Here is a 20,175-nt window from a genome sequence, read left to right on the forward strand (position 1 = left end):
ACGGCCCTTGAAGAAGTCCGATTTCCATTACGCGCTGCCTGATGACCTGATCGCCCAGGCACCGCTCGCCGAGCGTGCTGCCAGCCGGTTGCTGGTAGTGCCCCCATCGCCGCGGGCGCTGGTCGACCGCCAGGTGCGCGATCTACCCGCGCTGCTGCAACCCGGCGATCTGCTGATCTTCAACGATACCCGTGTGATCCCGGCGCGCCTTTTCGGGCAGAAGGCCAGCGGCGGGCGGGTGGAGATCCTCATCGAGCGGCTGCTCGGCGAGCGCGAGGCGCGGGTGCAGATCGGCGCCAGCAAATCGCCGAAGGCCGGGAGCCTGATCGCGCTCGATGCGGGCGGTCAGGCCGAGGTACTGGGCCGCGACGACGCGTTCTATCTGCTGCGCTTCGATATCCCCACGCCGCTGGAGCATTGGTTGCTCGAAGCAGGGCGTTTGCCGCTGCCGCCCTACATCCGTCGCGAGCCGGGTGTTGAAGACCGCGAGCGCTATCAGACCGTGTTCGCGCGCGCAGTCGGCGCGGTTGCCGCCCCCACCGCTGGCCTGCATTTCGACGAGGCGCTGTTGGCGCAACTGCGCGAGCGGGGGGTGGAGTTCGGCCACGTCACGCTGCATGTGGGCGCCGGTACCTTCCAGCCGGTGCGCGTGGACAAGCTCGATCAGCATGTGATGCACAAGGAATGGCTCAATGTCGGCGCCGGGCTGGTGGAGCAGGTCCGCCGCACTCGAGCGCGCGGTGGCCGTGTCATCGCGGTGGGAACAACGGTGGTGCGCTCGCTGGAAAGTGCCTGGCGCGTCACCGACACCGCACCCGAGGGCGAATTGCTGCCGTTCGCCGGCGAAACCCAGATCTTTATCCTGCCCGGCTACCGCATTCGCAGCGTCGATGCGATGGTCACCAACTTCCATCTGCCCGAAAGCACACTGCTGATGATGGTCTCGGCCTTTGCCGGCCGCGAGCGCATCTTCGAGGCCTATCAGCATGCTATTGCGCAGCGCTATCGCTTCTTTTCGTATGGCGATGCGATGTTGTTGTGGGGCCGGGAATCGGGAGTGGGGAATGGTGAATCGTAAAGCGGCACTCACCGCACGTTCCGCCATTTGCCAACCGCTTCTGCGATTCCCAAATTCCGATTCCCCATTCCCGGCTTTCCAATGTCCCGACTCCAGTTCCAGCTCCAAACCACCGAAGGCAATGCCCGGCGTGGCCGCCTGACGTTTCCGCGCGGGACGGTGGAAACGCCGGCGTTCATGCCGGTGGGCACCTACGGCTCGGTCAAGGGCATCCTGCCCGAGCAGATCCGCGCGCTGGGTGCGGAGATCATTCTGGGCAATACTTTTCATTTGTATCTGCGGCCGGGTCTGGAAGTGATCGGCGATCACGGCGGGCTGCACGGGTTCGCGCGCTGGGACGGGCCGATCCTTACCGATTCCGGCGGTTTCCAGGTGTTTTCGCTGGCGCATCGTCGCAAGATCACCGACCAGGGCGTGACGTTCTCCTCGCCTACCGATGGCGCGCGGGTGTTCTTAGGTCCCGAAGAAAGCATGCAGATCCAGAAGGTGCTCGATTCGGACATCGTGATGATCTTCGACGAGTGCACGCCTTACCCGGCCACCGAAGACGTCGCGCGGCGCTCGATGGAACTGAGCCTGCGCTGGGCGCAGCGCTCGCGCGACGCGCACGACGGGCTTGGCAACGACGCGGCGCTGTTCGGCATCGTGCAGGGCGGTGTGCATCCGGATCTGCGCAGCCGCTCGCTGGACGGGCTGCAAGGCATCGGCTTTGACGGGTATGCGATAGGCGGGCTGGCGGTCGGCGAGCCGGAGCACGAGCGCAACGCCATGCTCGAACACCTGCATCCGCGCCTGCCGGCCGAGCGCCCGCGCTACCTGATGGGGGTGGGCCGCCCCGAAGATCTGGTCGAGGGCGTGGCGCGTGGAGTGGACATGTTCGACTGCGTGATGCCCACCCGCAACGCACGCAACGGCCACTATTTCACCTCGTTCGGCACGGTGCGCATCCGCAATGCCAAGTACGAGCGCGATCCGGACACCATCGAGCCGGGTTGCGGCTGCCATGCCTGCAGCAGCGGCTACACGCGCTCCTACCTGCGCCATCTGGACCGCTGCGGCGAGATGCTGGCGCCGATGTTGGGCACCCTGCACAACCTCTGGTACTACGAAAAATTAATGTCCGACATGCGCACGGCGATCGCCTCGGGAACCTTCGTGGAGTTCCGGCGGTCTTTCTATGCGGCCCGTGGCGCCACCACGCCGCGGTTGCCGGGGGAGTCCAGCTGAGAACGGCCGTCCGTGCCCTGGCGCGTACGGCGTGGGACCTGCATGGCATAATTGCCGGCCGTTCCGCTACGGCGGTACCTGAATAGCGAGCGGCCCTATTGGCGCGCTGGCACCAAACTAGGATGCATTGAATGACTCTGCTCGATTTCCTGATTCCCGTCGCCCAGGCGCAGGCCACTGGCGGCGCGCCGGTGCCCGGCCCGATGGGAAGCCTGTCTACCTTCGCGCTGCCTGTCATCCTGATCGCGGTCATGTATTTTTTGATGATCCGCCCGCAGATGAAGCGCCAGAAAGAGCACAAGTCGCTGCTGGACAAGCTGGCGCGCGGCGATGAAGTCATCACCTCCAGCGGCGTCGCTGGCGTAATCACCGATATCGGCGACAACTTCATCACCGTGGAAGTGGCCGACAACGTTCGGATCCGCGTGCAGAAGAGCGCCGTGGGCCATGTGCTGCCCAAGGGCACGCTGAAGTCCGCCAACTGAGAGCGGCTTCAAAACGACTGCGCACACCGTCAGGCGGGCGCAGTCGGTGCTCCGATTCGGTACCCATTCCGATTCCGCGCACAGCTCGTATCCCCCTGACGACCGCTCGCGACGTTGTATCGGCCGCTTGAAGTCGTTCTCACTGCTAGGCGCGTCGCCGGGATGGTGTCGCGCGGGACCGTCGCAATGCTTGAATTTCCTCGCTGGAAATACTTCCTGATCCTGCTGGTGTTGGCGGTCAGTGCGCTGTATGCACTGCCCAATATCTATCAGAAGAACCCGTCCGTGCAGATCACCGCCAACCGCGGTGCTCACCTCGACGACGCCTTGCGCAGCCGCATCGACGCCGACCTCAAGGGCGCCGGCATTACGCCGAAAGCCGTCACCAAGGAAGGCGAGAGCCTGATGGTGCGTCTGCCGAGCCTGCAGGCACAGACCCGCGCCAACGACGTGCTGCGCCAGCAATTGGGTGAGAACTACACGGTGGCGCTGAACCTGGCGTCCACCGTGCCGGACTGGCTGGCCAAGCTGGGCGGCCGGCCGATGGTGCTGGGTCTGGACTTGGTCGGTGGCGTGCACTTCGCCATGCAGGTGGATCAGAAAGCCGCGCTGGAAAAGCGTCTGGACGGCTTTGCCGAAGACATCCGCACCACGCTGCGCGACAGCCGCATCGCCTATCGCGCGGTCGAGCGCCGCGGCGACAACAGCATCCACGTCAGCCTGGGCGAGGACGCCAGCGCCGATGCCGCGCGCGCTGCGTTGGCCAAGTCGCAGCCGACCCTGGCGTATAACGTCAGCGGCCAGAACATCACCGTCGAGGTGCCGGAGGCCGAGCTCAAGCAAATCGCCGCCGGTGCGATCGAGCAGAACCTCACCACGCTGCGCAACCGCGTCAACGAGCTAGGTGTGGCCGAGCCGATCATCCAGCGTCAGGGCGAAGACCGCATCGTGGTCGAACTGCCGGGCGTGCAGGACACCGCCGAGGCCAAGCGCCTGATCGGCGCGACCGCCACACTGGAATTCCGCGGCGTAGTCGAAGGCAATGCCGAAGACGCCGTGCGTACCGGCAGCATCCCGCCGGAAGCCAAGGTCTATCGCGTACGCGATACCGGCGCGTCGGTGCTGCTCAACAAGCGTGTGCTGGTGTCCGGCGACCAGATGGTCAATGCCACCGTCAGCAACGATCAGAACGGCATGCCTGCCGTGGCGGTGACGCTGAACAACGTCGCCGGTCAGCGCATGCTCGATTACACCAGCGCCAATGTCGGCAAGCTGATGTCGGTGGTCTACATCGAGCGCATCCCCACCGTGACCATGGTCGACGGCAAGGAGGTGCGTAGCGTGCGGGTCAAGGAAGAAGCCTTGTCGCCGACCCGCATCGCGGGCGTGTTCGGCAAGAACTTCCAGACCACCGGCCTGGAAAAGGCCGAAGCCGAAAATCTGGCCAAGCTGCTGCGCGCCGGCTCGTTGGCCGCACCGATGGACTTCGTCGAGGAATACGTGATCGGCCCGAGCCTGGGTGCAGAGAACGTTGAGCGCGGCGTCACCGCAGTGGTGTTCTCGTTCGTGTTCACCCTGGTGTTTTTCACTGTGTACTACCGCATGTTCGGCGCGATCACCTCGGTGGCGCTGCTGTTCAACCTGCTGATCGTGATCGCGGTGATGTCGCTGTTCGGCGCCACCATGACTCTGCCCGGCTTCGCCGGTCTGGCGCTGTCGGTCGGCCTGTCAGTGGATGCCAATGTGTTGATCAACGAGCGTATCCGCGAGGAACTGCGTCTGGGCGTGCCGCCCAAGTCGGCGATCGTTGCCGGTTACGAGAAGGCCGGCGGCACCATCCTCGACGCCAACCTCACCGGGTTGATCGTCGGCGTGGCGCTGTATGCGTTTGGTACCGGCCCGCTGAAGGGCTTCGCGCTGACCATGATCATCGGTATTTTCGCCTCGATGTTTACCGCGATCACCGTGTCGCGCGCACTGGCGGTGCTGATCTACGGTAGCCGTAAAAAACTCAAGTCGGTCGCCATTTAATGCGAGTCCCTCGCAAGAGCCCGCACATCAATGTGCGGACTTTTTAGGAAGATCCTTCCATGAAAATTTTTCCGCTTCATCTAATCCCGAACGACACCAAGATCGACTTCATGCGCCTGCGTAAGCCGGTGCTGATCCTGATGCTGCTGATCGCCGTCGCCTCGATCGGCATCATCGTCGGCAAGGGTTTCAACTACGCACTGGAATTCACCGGCGGTACGCTGGTGCAGACCTCATTCCAGAAGACGGTGGACGTGGACCAGGTGCGCCAGCAACTGACCAAGGCCGGCTTCGAGAACGCCCAGGTACAGAACGCCCGCGGCGGCAACGAGGTGATGATTCGCCTGCAGCCGCGCGCCCAGCACAACAATAACGACGATGCCGCGCGCAGCGTCGCCGAAGAAGTACGCAATGCCGTCAGCACCGAGCAAAACCCTGCCACCGTGCAGCCGGGCGAGTTCGTCGGCCCGCAGGTCGGCAAGGACCTGGCCTTGAACGGCGTGTACGCCACGGTCTTCATGCTGGTGGGCTTTCTGATCTACATCGGCTTCCGCTTCGAGTGGAAGTTCGCGGTGGTCGCCAGTCTGACTGCGTTGTTCGATTTGTTGGTCACGTTGGCGTACGTGTCGCTGACCGGCCGCGAGTTCGACCTGACCGTGCTGGCCGGCCTGTTGTCGGTGATGGGCTTTGCGATCAACGACATCATCGTGGTGTTCGACCGCGTGCGCGAAAACTTCCGCGCGCTGCGCGTGGAGCCGCTGCTAGTGCTGAACCGCTCGATCAACCAAACGCTTTCGCGCACGGTGATCACCGCGGTGATGTTCTTCCTGTCTGCCATGGCGCTATATATCTACGGCGGGGAGTCGATGGAAGGCCTGGCCGAGACCCACATGGTCGGCGCAGTGATCGTGGTGATCTCGTCGGTGATCGTGGCAGTGCCGATGCTGAGCATTGGGCCGTTCGCAGTCACCAAGCAGGATCTGCTGCCCAGGGCCAAGGACGTGGAGGCGCTGGCGCGTCGTCCTTGATCGGTTGAGTGGTATCGCTTACGAAAAAACCGCGCATTGCGCGGTTTTTTCGTTCCAGGCGTATCGAGTCGACAGCTTTTTGACGAGTCAGGCCATCGCGTCGCTGTCGCTTACTGTTTGCGCTGCTTGTCAGGGCAGCTCTGAACAACGCTTCCATAAGGTGGGGTTACGCAACGCTACGCAACGCGGACAAACCCACCAACCTCAACTCATAAATTCCAATCCACCCGCATACCCGCGATCAACGCATTCTTCAGGTCGCTGGTGCGGGTCGGCTCGTTGAACTGGTCCGGATTGATCACGTAATGCAGGTTCGGCGCGATACGCAAGCGCTGGGTGACCTGAATTCCGTAGCTCAGCTCCATCATGATCTGGTTGTCGTGCGGCGTGCCGGTGCCGCCGGCCGACGCCCGGGCCAAACGCAGGTTTTCGAGCGCCGCGTCGCTGTACTTCTGCTGTGTAATCACGAAGGCGATGTTGTCCTGCGGGCGGCTGGCAAAGGTGCCTTTCTGCACCAGACCGAGCTGGATGAAGTGGTCTTCGATCGCCTGGCCAGAGGTGCCCTTGAGCACCGCGCCAAACATGGTCAGGCCGCGGGTACTGGTGGGGTCGGGGTTGGTGACCTGTTGTTCGAAGCGGGCAAACAGACCGGAGCGACCCTGCTTGTTTTCATAACCCAGGCCGCTGAGCAGGGCCGGGTTGCCGTTGCGATCGCGCAGTGGGTCGGTGTAGTCGGAGTTGTCCTGCCAGCCGCCGAGTTCGTACATCGCCGCCAAGCTGCCGTCGCTGCCTTTGTTTTTGTAGCCGACCGCGTACGGCACGACCACGCCGGTGGTGTCGTCGGTGCTCCACTTCAGTCCGTGTTGGCCGTCCTGGGCCTGCACCGGATTCACCTCATAGGCACCCACGTGCAGATAGACCTTGGGCGTGACCCAGGCGGTGGCGTGTGCGGCCCAGCTGGAGACAGGCCAATAGGTGAAGTTGCTGATGCGGAACACGAAGGTGGGGTTGCCGCAGGTCGAGTTGCTCTGGAAGTACTGGCACAGGTCCGAGCCGAGGAAGTGGGTGTTGGCCACGCTGCGGCCGGCTTCCAGTTCCAGGCGGTCGTCGAAGAGCTTTTGCAGCAATGTGAAGTTGGTCAGGCGCGTGCCCTGGCCCCCGTAAATTTCCTGCACCGAGGTGCTGTTGCCGATGCTGCTGTTGGACAGGTTGGTGCCGTGGCGGCTGGAGACGTACAGCTTGACCGTGGCGCCGCCCCAGCCAAACAGGCGGTCCATGTCGACGTCGGTACCCACCATCAACTGGCCGGCGTAGGCATCGCCGCTCTTGCGGCCGCCATCGATCATCGAGGCCGCTTCGCCGGTGTAGCCCAGTTTGAGCTTGAAGGCGTCGGCGGCGTCCTGCGCGTGGGCGAGCGGGGTCAGCGCCAGTGTCAGCGACAGGCACAGCAGGTGGGGGCGGGCACGGCGGGGGGCGAGGGCGGTCATGGCAGGACTCCGGACGAAGAGGGCGTGGCCGAGGTGGCAAACGCGACAGCAAGGGGGTAGGCGGGCAGCTGGCCGCGCACGCAGGTACGCAGCGCAGCGGTGAAACCAATCAGTGGCGAGGTGAGTCAGCAATCAGAAGAGTCGGATGTGGGGGCAGGATTCGGCAGTCACTTGGCCGCAGCGTCAGGCGACGACCCCGGCAACCGGCTTCTTGAGCAGGCGTAGTGCCACCGCAGTGACTACCACGCCGACCACCAGTGCCAGCACGTAGTTAAGTAAGTGGGTCACGGCATTGGGAATCACCAGCACGAAGATCCCGCCGTGCGGTGCCTTCAATTCGGCACCGGCAGTCATCGAGATCGCGCCGGCCACGGCTGAGCCGATCACCAGCGCGGGGATGGTGCGCAACGGGTCGCGTGCCGCATACGGGATCGCGCCTTCGGTGACGAAGGCCAGGCCGAGTACAGCGGCAGCGGTAGCCGAGCCGCGTTCTTCGACGGTGAAGCGGTTGCGGAACACCCAGGTTGCGATTGCGATGCCCAGCGGCGGGGTCATGCCGGCCACCATGGCGGCAGCCATTGGGGTGTAGACCTGGCTGGCGATCAGGCCGGTAGAGAACGCATAGGCGGCCTTGTTGACCGGCCCGCCCATGTCGAAGGCCATCATGCCGCCGAGCAACAGGCCGAGCAGCAAAGCGCTGCTGCCCTGCATGCCGCGCAGCCAGGCGGTGAGCCAGGCCAGCAAGTCTGCCACCGGTTGGCCGAACACGTACATCATCGCCAGGCCAACCAGCAGGGTGCCCAGCACCGGCAGGATCAGCACCGGCTTGAGCCCTTCCAGGTTGCGTGGCAGGCGGAGGTAGCGATTGAGCGTGGCCACACCGTAGCCGGCGATGAAGCCGGCAATGATGCCGCCCAGAAAACCGGCGTTGAGATTGGCCGCGACCAGACCGCCGATCATGCCGGGTGCGATGCCGGGGCGGTCGGCGATGGAGTAGGCGATGTAACCGGCCAGCGCCGGCACCATCAGGGTGAAGCCGGCCTTGGCGCCGATCTGGAACAGCGACCAGGCCAGCGTGCCCTGATGTGCGTCGTCGCCGGCATAGATGCCGCCGAGCGCGAATGCCAGTGCAATCAACAAGCCGCCGGCAGTGACGAACGGCAGCATGAACGACACCCCGGTCATCAGGTGCTTGTAAGCGCCGGTGCGCGCATTGTCTTTGCTTTCGGATTTGGCAGCCCCTGCGAGCGGCGCCGCGCCTCCATGCACGCCAGCTTCGGCCAGCGCCTTCTGGATCAATGCCGGGCCATCGTTGATTGCCGGCTTGGTACCGCTCTTGAACAATCGCTTGCCCCCGAAACGAGCCAGGTCGACTTCGCGATCGGCCGCGATCAGTACCAGGTCGGCGTCGCGGATTTCGGCGTCGGTCAATGCGTCCTGCGCACCGACCGAGCCCTGGGTTTCCACGCGGATCTGGTAGTCGAGTTTCTTGGCCGCCTGCTGCAGGCCTTCGGCGGCCATGAAGGTGTGCGCGATCCCGGTGGGGCATGAAGTGATCGCGACGATGCGCTTGCTGCCCGAGCCAGCCGTGCCTGCGGTAGCCGAGGTGTTTGCGGTGGCAGCTGCGGCGAGCTGGTCCAGCGCAGCGGCCGGATCGTCCAGCACTGCCCCCAAACTCAGTCGCACGAGTTGGGCACCGCCGAAGCGGGCGGTGTCGGCATCGGCGTCGCCCACCACCAGCACCTGGGTGGCGGTGCCGGCGAGCTCGTCAGGCAATGCGCCGAGCACGCCCTGGTCGCTGCGGATTTCGATTGTCACGCTGCGCCCGGCGGCGGTGGCCGCGCGGCGCAGCGCTTCGGCCGCCAAGACGGCTTCGGTGCTGCGTTCGCCAGCGGCGATGACCGCGATGGAAGAGGACATGCGAATCTCCTGCGCTGTTCGGACGCCGGATCAAGCCGGCGGTATACATGCGTTCTGCGGGAACTCTCTTCAGCGCGATGCGGTGTTGATCGAGCAGTCGCGCTTGAGAATTCCTAACTAGAGGTGGTCGATCTCGATTTCTGTGGCGAGCGTGCGAACCTGCTGCGGATTCAGGCGTCGCGCATCGCCGCTTTCCAGCCGGCTGACCGAGAACGCGGTCGCCAGGCGCGCGCAACTTTCCAGATTGGTGGACTCTCCAAGCAGCGCGGCGGCCAGGCCGGCTACCATCGCATCGCCAGCGCCCACACTGCTGCCGTGCGCCAATCGTGGCGGCCGCGCGATCAAACGCTGGTTGCGCTGCACGAATAAAGCGCCTTCGGTGCCCATCGAAATGACGACCAGCTGGATGCCGCGTGCGATCAGTTCGTGCGCTGCAGTGCTGAGCGCGGCGCTGCCGGTCAGCGGGCGGCCGGTCCAGGCTTCCAGTTCGTGCCGGTTCGGCTTGATCGCGTAGGGCAATGCCTCACGCGCGGCACTGAGCGCAGACACCAGTGGCGCGCCGCTGGTGTCCAGCAGCACGCGCGCGCCAGCGGCGCTGGCCTGGGCCTGTAAGTGTGTCCAGCTGTCGTCCGGCAGGCCGGCCGGCAGACTGCCCGACAGCACCACCGGCAGGCCGGGACGCAGCAGCGGGGCCAGGTGCTCGGCCACGCCTTGCAGATGCGGCTGGCCCAGGCGCAACCCGGGCAGGTTGATGTCGGTGGTGTCGTTGCTGCGCGCTTCGACCAGCTTGAGATTGATGCGGGTCTCGCCGGCCACGCGTTGGCAGTGGTCGATGATGCCGCGCTCGCGAAACAGTTCCTCGAACACGCCGGCGTTGCAGGCGCCGAGCACCCCAAGTGCCGCAACCTGGCTGCCCCAATCGGCCAGGCAGGCGGCGACGTTGATGCCCTTTCCGCCTGCGTCGTTGCGCACGCTGCTGGCGCGATGCACCGCACCGGGCTGCAGGCTGTCGAGCTGAATGGTCTGGTCGATCGCCGGATTCAGCGTGACCGTGATGGCCTGCAGGCTCATGCCTGGCCCTCGCGTTGAGTTTCCAGCGCGCGCACCTGTTCGGCGGTCTCGCACGCCAAAGCCTGTTCGGCCAACTGCTGCAACTGGCTCAGCGCGGTGCCGCGCAGGCGTGCCTTGACCGCCGGGATATCGTTTGGCGTCATCGACAATTCCTGCACGCCCAGGCCAGCCAGCAGGCTGGCGCCGAACGGGTCGCCGGCCAGGCCGCCGCACACGCCGACCCACCGGTCGTGTGTGTGCGCGCCTTCAATGGTGCTGCGGATCATGCGCAGCACTGCCGGATGCAGGCTGTCTGCTTCGCCGGCCAGCTCCGGGTTCTGGCGGTCGATCGCCAGCACGTATTGGGTGAGGTCGTTGGTGCCGATCGAGAAGAAGTCTGCGTGCCGTGCCAGCACGTCGGCCTGCGCGGCGGCGGCGGGCACTTCGATCATGATGCCGATCGGCAATTGCGGTGCGTCCAGCTCGGCGCGGATGCGTGCGCAGATTTGGCGCAGCGTGATCAGCTCCGGCACCGAGGTGATCATTGGGAACATGATCGACAGCCGTGCGCCGTCTTTGGCGGCCCGGTAAAGCGCACGCAGCTGCGGTTCGAGCAGGTCCGGGCGACGCAGCAGCAGGCGCGCGCCACGCACGCCCAGGAACGGGTTTTCTTCGTGCGGCAGTTCCAGATGGGCCACCTGCTTGTCGCCGCCGATGTCCAGCGCACGCACAATCAGTGGCCGGCCATCCAGCGCCTGCGCCATCGCCAGGTAGGTTTTGTACTGCTCGTCTTCGGTGGGCGTGCTCCCGCTTTCCAAGAACAGGAACTCGGTACGCATCAGGCCGACGCCTTCGGCACCCTGGGCCAATGCCATCGCGACCTGGTCGGGCAGATTGACGTTGGCACCGATGTCGATGTGGTGGCCATCGGTGGTTTCGGCCGGCAATGCACGTTGCGCGGCCTCGCGCTCGCGAACCCCCTGCTGCTCGGCGATATGCGTGCGGGCGGCGTCCAGATCCACGTCGGACGGGTTGATGTACAAGCGCCCACTGCTGCCGTCGATGATGGCAGTGATGCCGTCTTCGATATCCAGCAACTGGCCGCCGGCAGCGACCAGCGCCGGCAGGCCAAGCGTGCGCGACAGGATCGCAGTGTGCGAAGTCGGCCCGCCTTGTGCAGTGGCCAGGCCGAGCACGCGCGCAGTGTCCAGATTGGCGGTGTCCGATGGCGACAGATCGCCGGCGAGCAAGATGCAGGGCTGGGTGGGTAGGTCGGTCAGGCCCGCGCCGGCTGCTGCCGGATCGAGCTGGGCCAGCACGCGGCGACCGACGTCGCGCAGATCCGCAGCGCGGCCGGCCAGCACCGGGTTGCCGAGTGCGGCCAAGCCCGAGGCGATCTGCTCGACCGCCTGATGCCACGACCACGCCACGCCGTGGCCTTCGACCATCAGCTGGCAGGTGCGGGTGATCAGGTCGGTGTCGTTGAGTAGCTCGGCCTGGGCCTTGAAGATGGCTGCGTCCGAGGCGCCGAGCCGGCGCTGGGTATCGTCCTGGATTGCCGCCAACTGCTGGCGGGTGCGCGTCAGCGCGTCATGCAGCAGCGCACCGCCATCGCCCAGGCCGACCGGCTGGTCGGCCACTTCGGTATGCGCCGCACGCAGGCGGTGCACGATGCCGATCGCCACGCCCGGGCTGGCGCCAATGCCGACGATGGCCGGCTGCGCCTGCGGCGGCGTCCAACCGACCACTGGGGCAGCGCGGCGTTGCGCGGCGCGCTCGGCATCAGCTTTTTCCTGAGCGGTCAGGCTGTCCATCACCGCGCGCAGGCGCTTGAGCAGCGCGGCGGCATCGCTGCCTTCGGCCGAGACGGTAATTTTGTCGCCGGCACGCAGGCCGAGCTGCAACAGGCCGACCAGGCTCTTGGCATCGGCGGCCTGATCGCCGGCGCGCACCTGGGCGCGTGCCGGGAAACCGCGTGCAGTTTCGGCCCAACGGGTGGCCGGGCGCGCGTGCAGGCCGCTTGGATAGGCGATGGTCCACTCGAAGGACTCGGCTAGATCGGTGGCTGGTGCTGCGCTGGTATCGGGCGCGCGGTCGCCGGTCAACGCCGACACAATTACGCCAGGGTCGTCGGTGGTGAACAGCGCTTCCAGCTCGGCCGGGTCCTGGATCAGCCGGGTCAGGCGGCGCAGCACGGTGATGTGGGTGTCCGACTGCGCGGCGATGCCGACCACCAAGCGAGTGGTCTGACCGGGATTCCATTCCACGCCCTCGGGCAACTGCAGCACCGCGATGCCGTCGCGGCGCACCAGATGGCGGTCTTCCCCGACCCCATGCGGAATTGCCAGTCCGTGGCCAAGAAAGGTGTTCGCCAGACCTTCGCGGCGCCGCATGCTGGCCTCGTAGCCCGGCGCGACGCAGCCGGCCGCAACCAGCAGCTGGGCGGCCTGCGCAATGGCGTCGTCCTTGTCGCGTGCATGCGCACGCAGGCGCACGAGGTCGGGGGTGACGGGGGCGGGCAACGGAGGGGACAAGGCAGGCTCGGAGTAGTGAAGCGGGCTGGAAAGTATAGTGGGAACGTTCCCACTTCCAAGGTCAATGTGCAATGCACAAAAGCCTGTAGTGCTTTCGGGTTAGCATCCAAGCTGACGCGACACCTGGGTTTTGGTGCGCAACGGAGCGGGAACGGTTCCAGTGAGTATCAGCATCAATGACGTGGCCCGGGTGGCCGGGGTGTCCAAGTCCACGGTTTCGCGCGCACTTGGCACCGGTCCGGTCAGCGACCAGGTGCGTGCTAAGGTTGAGGAGGCGGTGCGCCAGACCGGCTATCGGCCCAATCTGATGGCGCGGCGGCTGCGCTCGCAGCAGTCTGGCATCCTGGGGGTGATCGTCGCCGACATCCGCAACCCGTATTTCACCGCGCTGATCCGCGCGGTGGAGGAAGTGGCCTACCGCGCCGGCATGCGCGTGACCTTGTGCAACACCGACGAAGATCCCGAGCGTGAGGCGCTGTATCTGGAGCTGATGCAGGAAGAACGTATCACCGGGCTGATCTTCGCACCGACCCGGGTCACCGTTGGGCGTATGCGCGAGCTGGCCCTGAACTACCCGACTGTGCTGGTGGATCGCGCCGGCCCTGGCAGCCGCTACGACAGTGTGGTGCTCGACAATGCAGCCGCCATGGGCGAATTGGTCGCTCACCTGCAGGCGCAGGGCTATCGGCGGATCAGCGGCTTGTTCGGCAGCACCAGCACCACCGCTGCCGAGCGTAGGGATGGTTACTTGGCCGCAATGACCGCGCAGGGGCTGGTTCCTGATTACCGCGAGGTGGCACCCACCGCCGAAGCGGCCATCGCTGAACTTGAGCACTGGCTAGCGGGCAATGACCGGCCCGAAGCCATCGTCACCAGTAACAGCCTGCTGCTGATGGGCGCGCTCAAGGCAGCACGTACCGCCTGCCTGCGCCTGCCGCAGGATCTGGCCCTAGCCGGGTTCGACAACGAACGCTGGACCGACTTGGTCGAACCGGGCATCACCGTGGTGGAGCAACCGGTGGAAGATATGGGCCGCGCGGCGATGTCGCTTTTGCTCGAACGCCTCAAATCACCGCAGTTGCCGGTCCGCCGCCTGGTGATGACCGGACGTTGCGTGGTGCGTGGTTCGACTGGCGCACGCGGGCCAATGGCTTAAGCCCGGACGCGTAGCGCCGTGCTTTGTGTAGATGCCTGGATACCGTCTCCCCTTATCAGCAGACAAGCGCTCTTTGCGGGTCAAACGCAGTGCCGATTTGAGCACGCCGTCGGCTAGCTGCAGCAACTTGTACATGGCGGCGCAGACGACCTGCTTGCCATGTGCCATGGTTTGAGCACGCATACCCGGTAGCGGTGAGCGTGCAGGATCTCGGCAAGTGCTTGGTGATTGACGCCAGTGGCTTCCATCACGATCCAGCTGTCCGGCCGGGCGTGGCTGCGCAGCCACGGGTGTACGGCCTGAAAGTCGGTCCTATCGTAAGGAGCGCGCTTGCGCGCGATGAAGCCTTGCAGGGAAAGCCCCATCGCGTACGACAAGTCGAGATCATGCTGGACGTTGCTGACTCAGAACCACTTCTTCAAGTCCATCCCCGCGTATAAAGAGGCAACCTGATCGGCATAGCCGTTGAACGGTTTTGTGGCGATGCGCTCGGCAAAGAGTTTACTGGCGGTGCCGGCGATACGACGCTCAGTCTTCTGGCTCCAGCGCGGGTGGTCCACCGCCGGATTGACGTTGGAAAAGAAGCCGTATTCGGATGGCTGGAGATCGTGCCATGCAGTCTCTGGCATGTTCTGGACAAGGCGGATTTCCACGATCGACTTAATGCTCTTGAAGCCGTACTTCCACGGCACTACCAGCCGCAACGGCGCGCCGTTCTGCTGCGGCAGCGGTTTGCCGTACAGGCCGGTTGCAAGCAATGTCAGCGGATGCATCGCTTCGTCGATGCGCAGGCCTTCGCGGTACGGCCAGTTGATCGGGCGATAGCGCATGCCCGGCATCTGCTGCGGGTCGGCCAGTGTGGTGAAGGCCACGTACTTGGCCTTGGAGGTCGGCGCGAAGCGCTTGAGCACCTCGCCCAGCGGCACGCCGGTCCAAGGGATCACCATCGACCAACCTTCGACGCAGCGCAGCCGGTAGATGCGTTCTTCCGGCGTGATGCCCTTGAGCAGTTCGTCCAGCGACAGGCTGCCGGGCTTTTCGCATTCGCCGCTCACCCTCACCGACCACGGCGACAGCTTCAAGGTTTTGGCGGCCTTCGACGGATCGGTCTTGTCGGTGCCGAATTCGTAGAAATTGTTGTAGCTGGTGACATCTTCCAGCCGCGTCAGTTCCTCGGCAGTGCGAAAGCCGCTGCGCGCCTGCGCTGGCGTCACCACGGTCTTGGGTGGCGGCGGCGGGTCGGCCTCTGCGCACCCGGCCACGCTCAGCGCTGGAGTCAAGGCGAACAGCTGCAGCAGCCGACGTCGGTCGCGGTAGACGGCCTCATCAGTAATCTCGCTGGACGGCGTCTTCAAGGCATCGCGAAGGGACATGGCTCGCTCCTGACAGTGGCTGCTGATGGGTGAATAACGGACTGCGGAACTGGCACCGTCCATGGACCTTGAAAACCATACGTCGGCGTCGGTGAGAAGGATGCACATGCAACTTTTCTGCAACGCTGCCAAGGCCGATGCGCTGCGGCATACTAGGAGGCTAGATCGACAAGGTTTGCCATGACACGCGCGTTCAATTTCAGTGCCGGCCCTGCGACATTGCCGGAATCGGTCCTGCGGCAGGCGCAGGCCGAGATGATCGAGTGGAATGGCGTCGGCGCCTCGATCGTGGAAATCAGCCATCGCAGCACCGATTTCATGGCCGTGGCGGCCGCGGCCGAAGCCGACCTGCGCGCCTTGTTGTCGATTCCCGACGACTACGCGGTGCTGTTTACCGCTGGTGGCGCCACCACCATCCAGGCGCTGCTGCCGCTGAATTTTGCCGCGCCCGGCCAAGCGTCCGATTATGTGATCACTGGTCACTGGGGCAAGACTGCCATCAAGCAGGCAGCCACATATGTAGATGCGCGTATCGCTGCCTATGGGCAGGCGGACGGCTTTATCGACATCCCACCGGTGGCCAGCTGGACCTTGTCGCCGCACTCGGCATACGTGCACATCACCGCCAACGAGACCATCCACGGCGTCCAATTCCGCGACACGCCGGATGTAGGCCCATTGCCATTATTCGCCGACTTCAGTTCGTCGATCGCCTCCGAGCCGCTGGACATCTCGCGCTACGGGCTGATCTATGCCGGCGCGCAAAAGAACCTCGGCCCGGTCGGCATTTCAGTGGTGATCGTGCGGCGCGATCTGCTCGAACGCCCCGGTCAGCCGCGTGCCGACATCTTCAATTACGCCTCGCACCTCGCGCGTGACTCGATGCTCAACACCCCGCCGACCTGGAACTGGTATCTGCTCGGGCTCACCGTGAAGTGGATGCTTGAGCAGGGCGGGGTGGAAGAATTCGCCCGTCGCAATGCCGAAAAAGCCGCGCTGGTGTATGGCGCGATCGATGGTTCCGGTGGCTTCTATCGCAACCTGGTCAAGCCGGCAGTGCGTTCGCGCATGAACATCCCGTTTTTTCTGCCGGATGAGCAGCTGGAGGCGTTGTTCGTCAGCGAATCCAAGACGGCTGGTCTGCTGGCATTGAAGGGCCACAAGGCGGTCGGCGGCATCCGTGCTTCGCTGTACAACGCAATGCCTGTGGCGGGTGCGCAAGCGTTGGCGGCCTTCATGCACGACTTTCAGCAGCGTCACGGCTGAGTCTTCATTTACCTGCGGCGTATGCCGCGCAGGCGCATGCGCCGTTATTCCAAGGAATGCCGAGCGATGGCTCCCAAGTCCAATAAGCCCACTGCCGCCACTGGCGGCAAGACCAAGTCGGCAAAGAAATCCGCAGACACTTTTTCAAGCAAGGCTGCGATTAAGGCTTTGGATAAGCCTGTAGCCAAGTCCGCAAGCAATTCGGCGACGGCTGCGCCGGTGCTGGCCGATGTGCGCGCCAAGATCGATGAGATCGACCGCAACATCCAGGCGCTGATCGCCGAGCGTGCAAACTTTGCGCATCAAGTCGGCAAGGCCAAGGGCAAGCTCGCCACGGCGGTGGATTACTACCGGCCCGAGCGCGAGGCGCAGGTGCTGCGCATGGTGGTGGACCGCAATGAAGGCCCGCTTAGCGATGAAGTACTGGTACACGTGTATCGCGAAATCATGTCTGCCTGCCTGGCCCAGCAGGAGCCGTTGAAGATTGGTTACCTCGGCCCGGAGGGCACCTTCAGCCAGCAGGCGGTGCTCAAGCATTTCGGGCGTTCGGCCGTGGGTCTGCCGATGGCGACCATCGAAGAAGTATTCCAGGAAGTGGAAGCCGGCAATGCCGACTTTGGCGTGGTGCCGGTGGAAAATTCCGGGCAGGGCACCATTCAGGTCACGCTGGACATGTTCCTGACCTCCAATCTGAAAATCTGCGGCGAAGTCGAGCTGCGCGTGCACCAGTATCTGCTCTCGCGCAATGGCCGGCTGGAAGACATCGAGCGCATCTACGCGCATTCGCAGTCGTTCGCGCAGACTGCCGGTTGGCTGCGCTCGCACTTGCCCAAGGTCGAGAAGATTGCGGTGTCCAGCAACGCCGAAGGTGCGCGCCGGGTACGCAATGCCGAAGACGCTGCGGCGATCGGTGGCGAGAGTGCCGCGCACGTGTATGGCTTGAAGAAAGTCATCATGAAGTCGATCGAAGACGACGACGACAACACTACGCGGTTTCTAGTAATTGGCCGGCAGATTTTCCACTCGTCCGGTCACGATCGCACCTCGGTGCTGGTGTTCATCCACGACAAGCCGGGTGCGTTGTTCGACGTACTCAGCCCGTTCGCACGCCACGGCATCAGTATGAATCGCATCGAGTCGCGCCCCTCGCATCAGGCCAAGTGGGAGTACGGTTTCTTTATCGATCTGGTCGGCCACGTGGAAGACGAGGCAATGAAGCAGGCATTGGCCGAACTGGAAGCACACTCGGCGCAGATCAAGGTGCTGGGCTCGTATCCGGTGGCAATTCCCTGAGCGTCACGGCTTAAACAGCCGGCCACATCCGGCGCGTCGACATCCGTATGGTGACGGCAGTGCTGCGACATTCTTCAAAGCGCATCGCCACTTCTGGCGGTGTCGCGGTAATCGGATCACACGCATGAGCAGCAGCAAACAACATTGGATCGCGCAGCGCGGCAGCGCACTGCAGGGCAGCCTGGCCATTCCTGGCGACAAGTCGGTCTCGCACCGCGCGGTGATGTTTGCCGCGCTCGCCGATGGCGTTTCGCAAATCGATGGCTTCCTCGAAGGCGAAGACACGCGCTCCACCGCGGCGATCTTCGCCAAGCTTGGCGTGCGCATCGAAACGCCGTCTTCCTCGCAGCGCATCGTGCATGGCGTGGGTGTGGACGGTTTGCAGCCACCCAGCGAAGCACTGGACTGCGGCAATGCCGGCACCGGCATGCGTTTGCTCGCGGGTCTGCTCGCTGCGCAGCGCTTCGATAGCGTGTTGGTGGGCGACGAATCCTTGTCCAAACGACCGATGCGACGCGTGACCGGTCCACTGTTGCAGATGGGCGCGCGTATCGACGCCGAAGAGGCCGGCACGCCGCCGCTGTGCGTGCATGGCGGGCAGGCGCTGCACGGCATCGATTTCGTCTCGCCGGTCGCAAGTGCGCAGGTGAAATCTGCGGTGTTGCTGGCGGGCCTCTACGCGCAGGGTGAGACCTCGGTGACCGAGCCGCATCCCACCCGCGATTACACCGAGCGCATGTTGGCTGCATTCGGCGTGGAGATCGAGTTTTCGCCTGGCAAAGCGCGTCTGCGTGGTGGCCAGCGCCTGCGCGCGACCGATATCGCAGTGCCGGCGGATTTCTCGTCGGCAGCATTTTTCATTGTCGCCGCCAGCATCATTCCAGGTTCGGAAGTGGTGCTGCGTGCGGTGGGTTTGAATCCGCGTCGCACCGGTCTGCTGGCTGCGTTGCGGTTGATGGGCGCAGACATCGTCGAACAGAATCATGCCGAACACGGCGGCGAGCCGGTAGCCGATCTGCGCGTGCGCTATGTACCGCTGAAGGGCGCACTGATTCCCGAAGCACTGGTGCCGGACATGATCGACGAGTTCCCAGCCTTGTTCGTGGCTGCGGCTGCTGCGAACGGCCAGACCGTCGTCACCGGCGCTGCCGAATTGCGGGTCAAGGAATCTGATCGGCTAGCGGCGATGGCCACCGGCCTGCGCACGCTGGGCGTACAAGTAGACGAGACGTCCGATGGCGCCACCATTCACGGCAGCAGCATCGGCAGTGGCGTGATCGAAAGCCATGGCGATCACCGCATTGCGATGGCGTTTGCGATTGCTGGGCAGCTGTCCACGTGCAGTGTGCAGGTGAATGATGTCGCGAATGTTGCGACCTCGTTCCCGGGCTTCGACACGCTGGCGCAGGGCGCTGGGTTCGGTCTTAAGCGGCTTGACCAGACGTAGTGAGCGGTATTGAGTCGAACGCGGGTGCCGTACAGAAACCGCGGCCTATGAGCGATCTACACCGTACCCAGGCACCAGCCGCGCTCGCTTGGCGGCAGCACGGCCGTGCGTTGGCCGCTGTTAGCGCTCTGAGCTGAAATCCACCGGCACTCGCACGCTGCTGCTCGCCACAGCGTGGCCGTCACGCGTGGCAGGTTCAAAGCGCCACTGACGCAGGCTGTCCACCACCGTTGCATCCAGGCGTGGGTCCTCGCCGCCGCTGCGATCGACGATGACGTCGCTCACCAGACCCTGCACATCCAGCTGCAGGCGCGCGGTACGGCTGCCTTCGATGGCGGCACGGGCAATTTGCGGCGGATAGCTGGGCATTGGGTTGCCCGGCATCGGCTTGGCTTCCTCGCTGCTGATCGGTGCCCGTGCGGGCTGGTGCGGGATCATGGTCATCGTGCGCGGGCCATCTGCGGTGGGCAGGATCTGCCGGCTCGCCGCGGGCAACGGGCGCGTGTCGGTCACAAAGGACGCGTCGCTGTGCCTTGTCCACCACCAAGTCGGCACCGCGATCAGCAAGGCAATCAGGGTTGTACATAACCATGGCGACGCGCCGTCGCGATCTGTGTCCTCGGTGCGGGCACAGATGTGCGGAACATGATGCGACAATGATTGGGTGTGGGGTGAAGAGGGATTCGAGCTGAAGGACATGGCCGACCTCCCGGCGCATCTGTGGGATGACCGGACTAGTTTCGTCGCCACCGCCTGAGGCCCAGCTAAGGCAAGGAGCGAATGAAGCGTTGAAACTCGGT

15 protein-coding genes are annotated in these 20,175 nt (G+C 64.5%); 9 read left to right on the forward strand and 6 right to left on the reverse strand.

All coding sequences use genetic code 11. The features are described from left to right. Positions 1-7: 7 nt before the first annotated feature. From queA to secF, 5 genes are all read left to right on the forward strand, one after another. Positions 8-1,078 carry a tRNA preQ1(34) S-adenosylmethionine ribosyltransferase-isomerase QueA gene (gene queA / locus PD885_RS06955; RefSeq protein ID WP_002804582.1) on the forward strand — a complete coding sequence of 357 codons (1,071 nt, stop codon included), beginning with the start codon at positions 8-10 and terminating at the stop codon, positions 1,076-1,078. Between the two features lie 81 nt (positions 1,079-1,159). Beyond that, on the forward strand, positions 1,160-2,305 hold the full coding sequence (tgt, locus tag PD885_RS06960; RefSeq protein WP_002804583.1) for a tRNA guanosine(34) transglycosylase Tgt: 1,146 nt from the start codon (positions 1,160-1,162) through the stop codon (positions 2,303-2,305). Positions 2,306-2,436: 131 nt separating this feature from the next. Continuing rightward, a complete protein-coding gene (yajC, locus tag PD885_RS06965; RefSeq protein ID WP_002804584.1) occupies positions 2,437-2,790 on the forward strand; it encodes a preprotein translocase subunit YajC in 354 nt (117 codons plus the stop codon). 186 nt (positions 2,791-2,976) lie between these two features. Further along, on the forward strand, positions 2,977-4,821 hold the full coding sequence (gene secD, locus PD885_RS06970) for a protein translocase subunit SecD (protein ID WP_002804585.1): 1,845 nt from the start codon (positions 2,977-2,979) through the stop codon (positions 4,819-4,821). A gap of 59 nt (positions 4,822-4,880) precedes the next feature. Next, positions 4,881-5,849 (forward strand): protein translocase subunit SecF, encoded by a 969-nt coding sequence (gene secF / locus PD885_RS06975; protein WP_002804586.1) that lies wholly within the window; start codon positions 4,881-4,883, stop codon positions 5,847-5,849. Positions 5,850-6,058: 209 nt separating this feature from the next. On the opposite strand, the gene PD885_RS06980 is transcribed toward secF, so the two are convergent. The 4 genes from PD885_RS06980 to ptsP all read right to left on the reverse strand — a co-directional run bounded on the left by PD885_RS06980 (position 6,059) and on the right by ptsP (position 12,840). After that, positions 6,059-7,336, reverse strand: a complete 1,278-nt coding sequence (locus PD885_RS06980) for a carbohydrate porin (protein ID WP_002804587.1) — start codon at positions 7,334-7,336, stop codon at positions 6,059-6,061. A gap of 183 nt (positions 7,337-7,519) precedes the next feature. After that, positions 7,520-9,256, reverse strand: coding sequence for a PTS fructose transporter subunit IIC (locus PD885_RS06985; protein ID WP_002804588.1), 1,737 nt, complete (start codon positions 9,254-9,256; stop codon positions 7,520-7,522). A gap of 117 nt (positions 9,257-9,373) precedes the next feature. Continuing rightward, positions 9,374-10,327 (reverse strand): 1-phosphofructokinase, encoded by a 954-nt coding sequence (gene pfkB / locus PD885_RS06990; protein ID WP_002804589.1) that lies wholly within the window; start codon positions 10,325-10,327, stop codon positions 9,374-9,376. Further along, entirely contained in the window at positions 10,324-12,840 is a 2,517-nt protein-coding gene (gene ptsP, locus PD885_RS06995; protein WP_002804590.1) for a phosphoenolpyruvate--protein phosphotransferase, read from the reverse strand. The genes pfkB and ptsP overlap by 4 nt, the downstream gene beginning before the upstream one ends. Before the next feature lie 160 nt (positions 12,841-13,000). Between ptsP and PD885_RS07000 the strand changes: the two genes are divergently transcribed. Continuing rightward, positions 13,001-13,996: a LacI family DNA-binding transcriptional regulator gene (locus tag PD885_RS07000; RefSeq protein ID WP_002804591.1), complete on the forward strand. Its 996-nt coding sequence runs from the start codon at positions 13,001-13,003 to the stop codon at positions 13,994-13,996. Between the two features lie 404 nt (positions 13,997-14,400). On the opposite strand, the gene msrP is transcribed toward PD885_RS07000, so the two are convergent. Then, positions 14,401-15,369 carry a protein-methionine-sulfoxide reductase catalytic subunit MsrP gene (gene msrP / locus PD885_RS07010; RefSeq protein WP_088056734.1) on the reverse strand — a complete coding sequence of 323 codons (969 nt, stop codon included), beginning with the start codon at positions 15,367-15,369 and terminating at the stop codon, positions 14,401-14,403. Between the two features lie 180 nt (positions 15,370-15,549). Here msrP and serC point away from each other — a divergent pair, with 180 nt between their 5' ends. From serC to aroA, 3 genes are all read left to right on the forward strand, one after another. Then, positions 15,550-16,635, forward strand: coding sequence for a 3-phosphoserine/phosphohydroxythreonine transaminase (serC, locus tag PD885_RS07015; protein WP_002804593.1), 1,086 nt, complete (start codon positions 15,550-15,552; stop codon positions 16,633-16,635). A gap of 66 nt (positions 16,636-16,701) precedes the next feature. After that, positions 16,702-17,928: a prephenate dehydratase gene (gene pheA, locus PD885_RS07020; protein ID WP_002804594.1), complete on the forward strand. Its 1,227-nt coding sequence runs from the start codon at positions 16,702-16,704 to the stop codon at positions 17,926-17,928. 124 nt (positions 17,929-18,052) lie between these two features. Next, a complete protein-coding gene (aroA, locus tag PD885_RS07025; protein ID WP_088056736.1) occupies positions 18,053-19,375 on the forward strand; it encodes a 3-phosphoshikimate 1-carboxyvinyltransferase in 1,323 nt (440 codons plus the stop codon). Positions 19,376-19,495: 120 nt separating this feature from the next. On the opposite strand, the gene PD885_RS07030 is transcribed toward aroA, so the two are convergent. Next, positions 19,496-20,074 carry an energy transducer TonB gene (locus tag PD885_RS07030; protein WP_082244207.1) on the reverse strand — a complete coding sequence of 193 codons (579 nt, stop codon included), beginning with the start codon at positions 20,072-20,074 and terminating at the stop codon, positions 19,496-19,498. Positions 20,075-20,175: the final 101 nt, after the last annotated feature.

It is taken from the genome of Xanthomonas fragariae, assembly GCF_900183975.1.
In the GTDB taxonomy this organism is placed as follows: domain Bacteria; phylum Pseudomonadota; class Gammaproteobacteria; order Xanthomonadales; family Xanthomonadaceae; genus Xanthomonas; species Xanthomonas fragariae.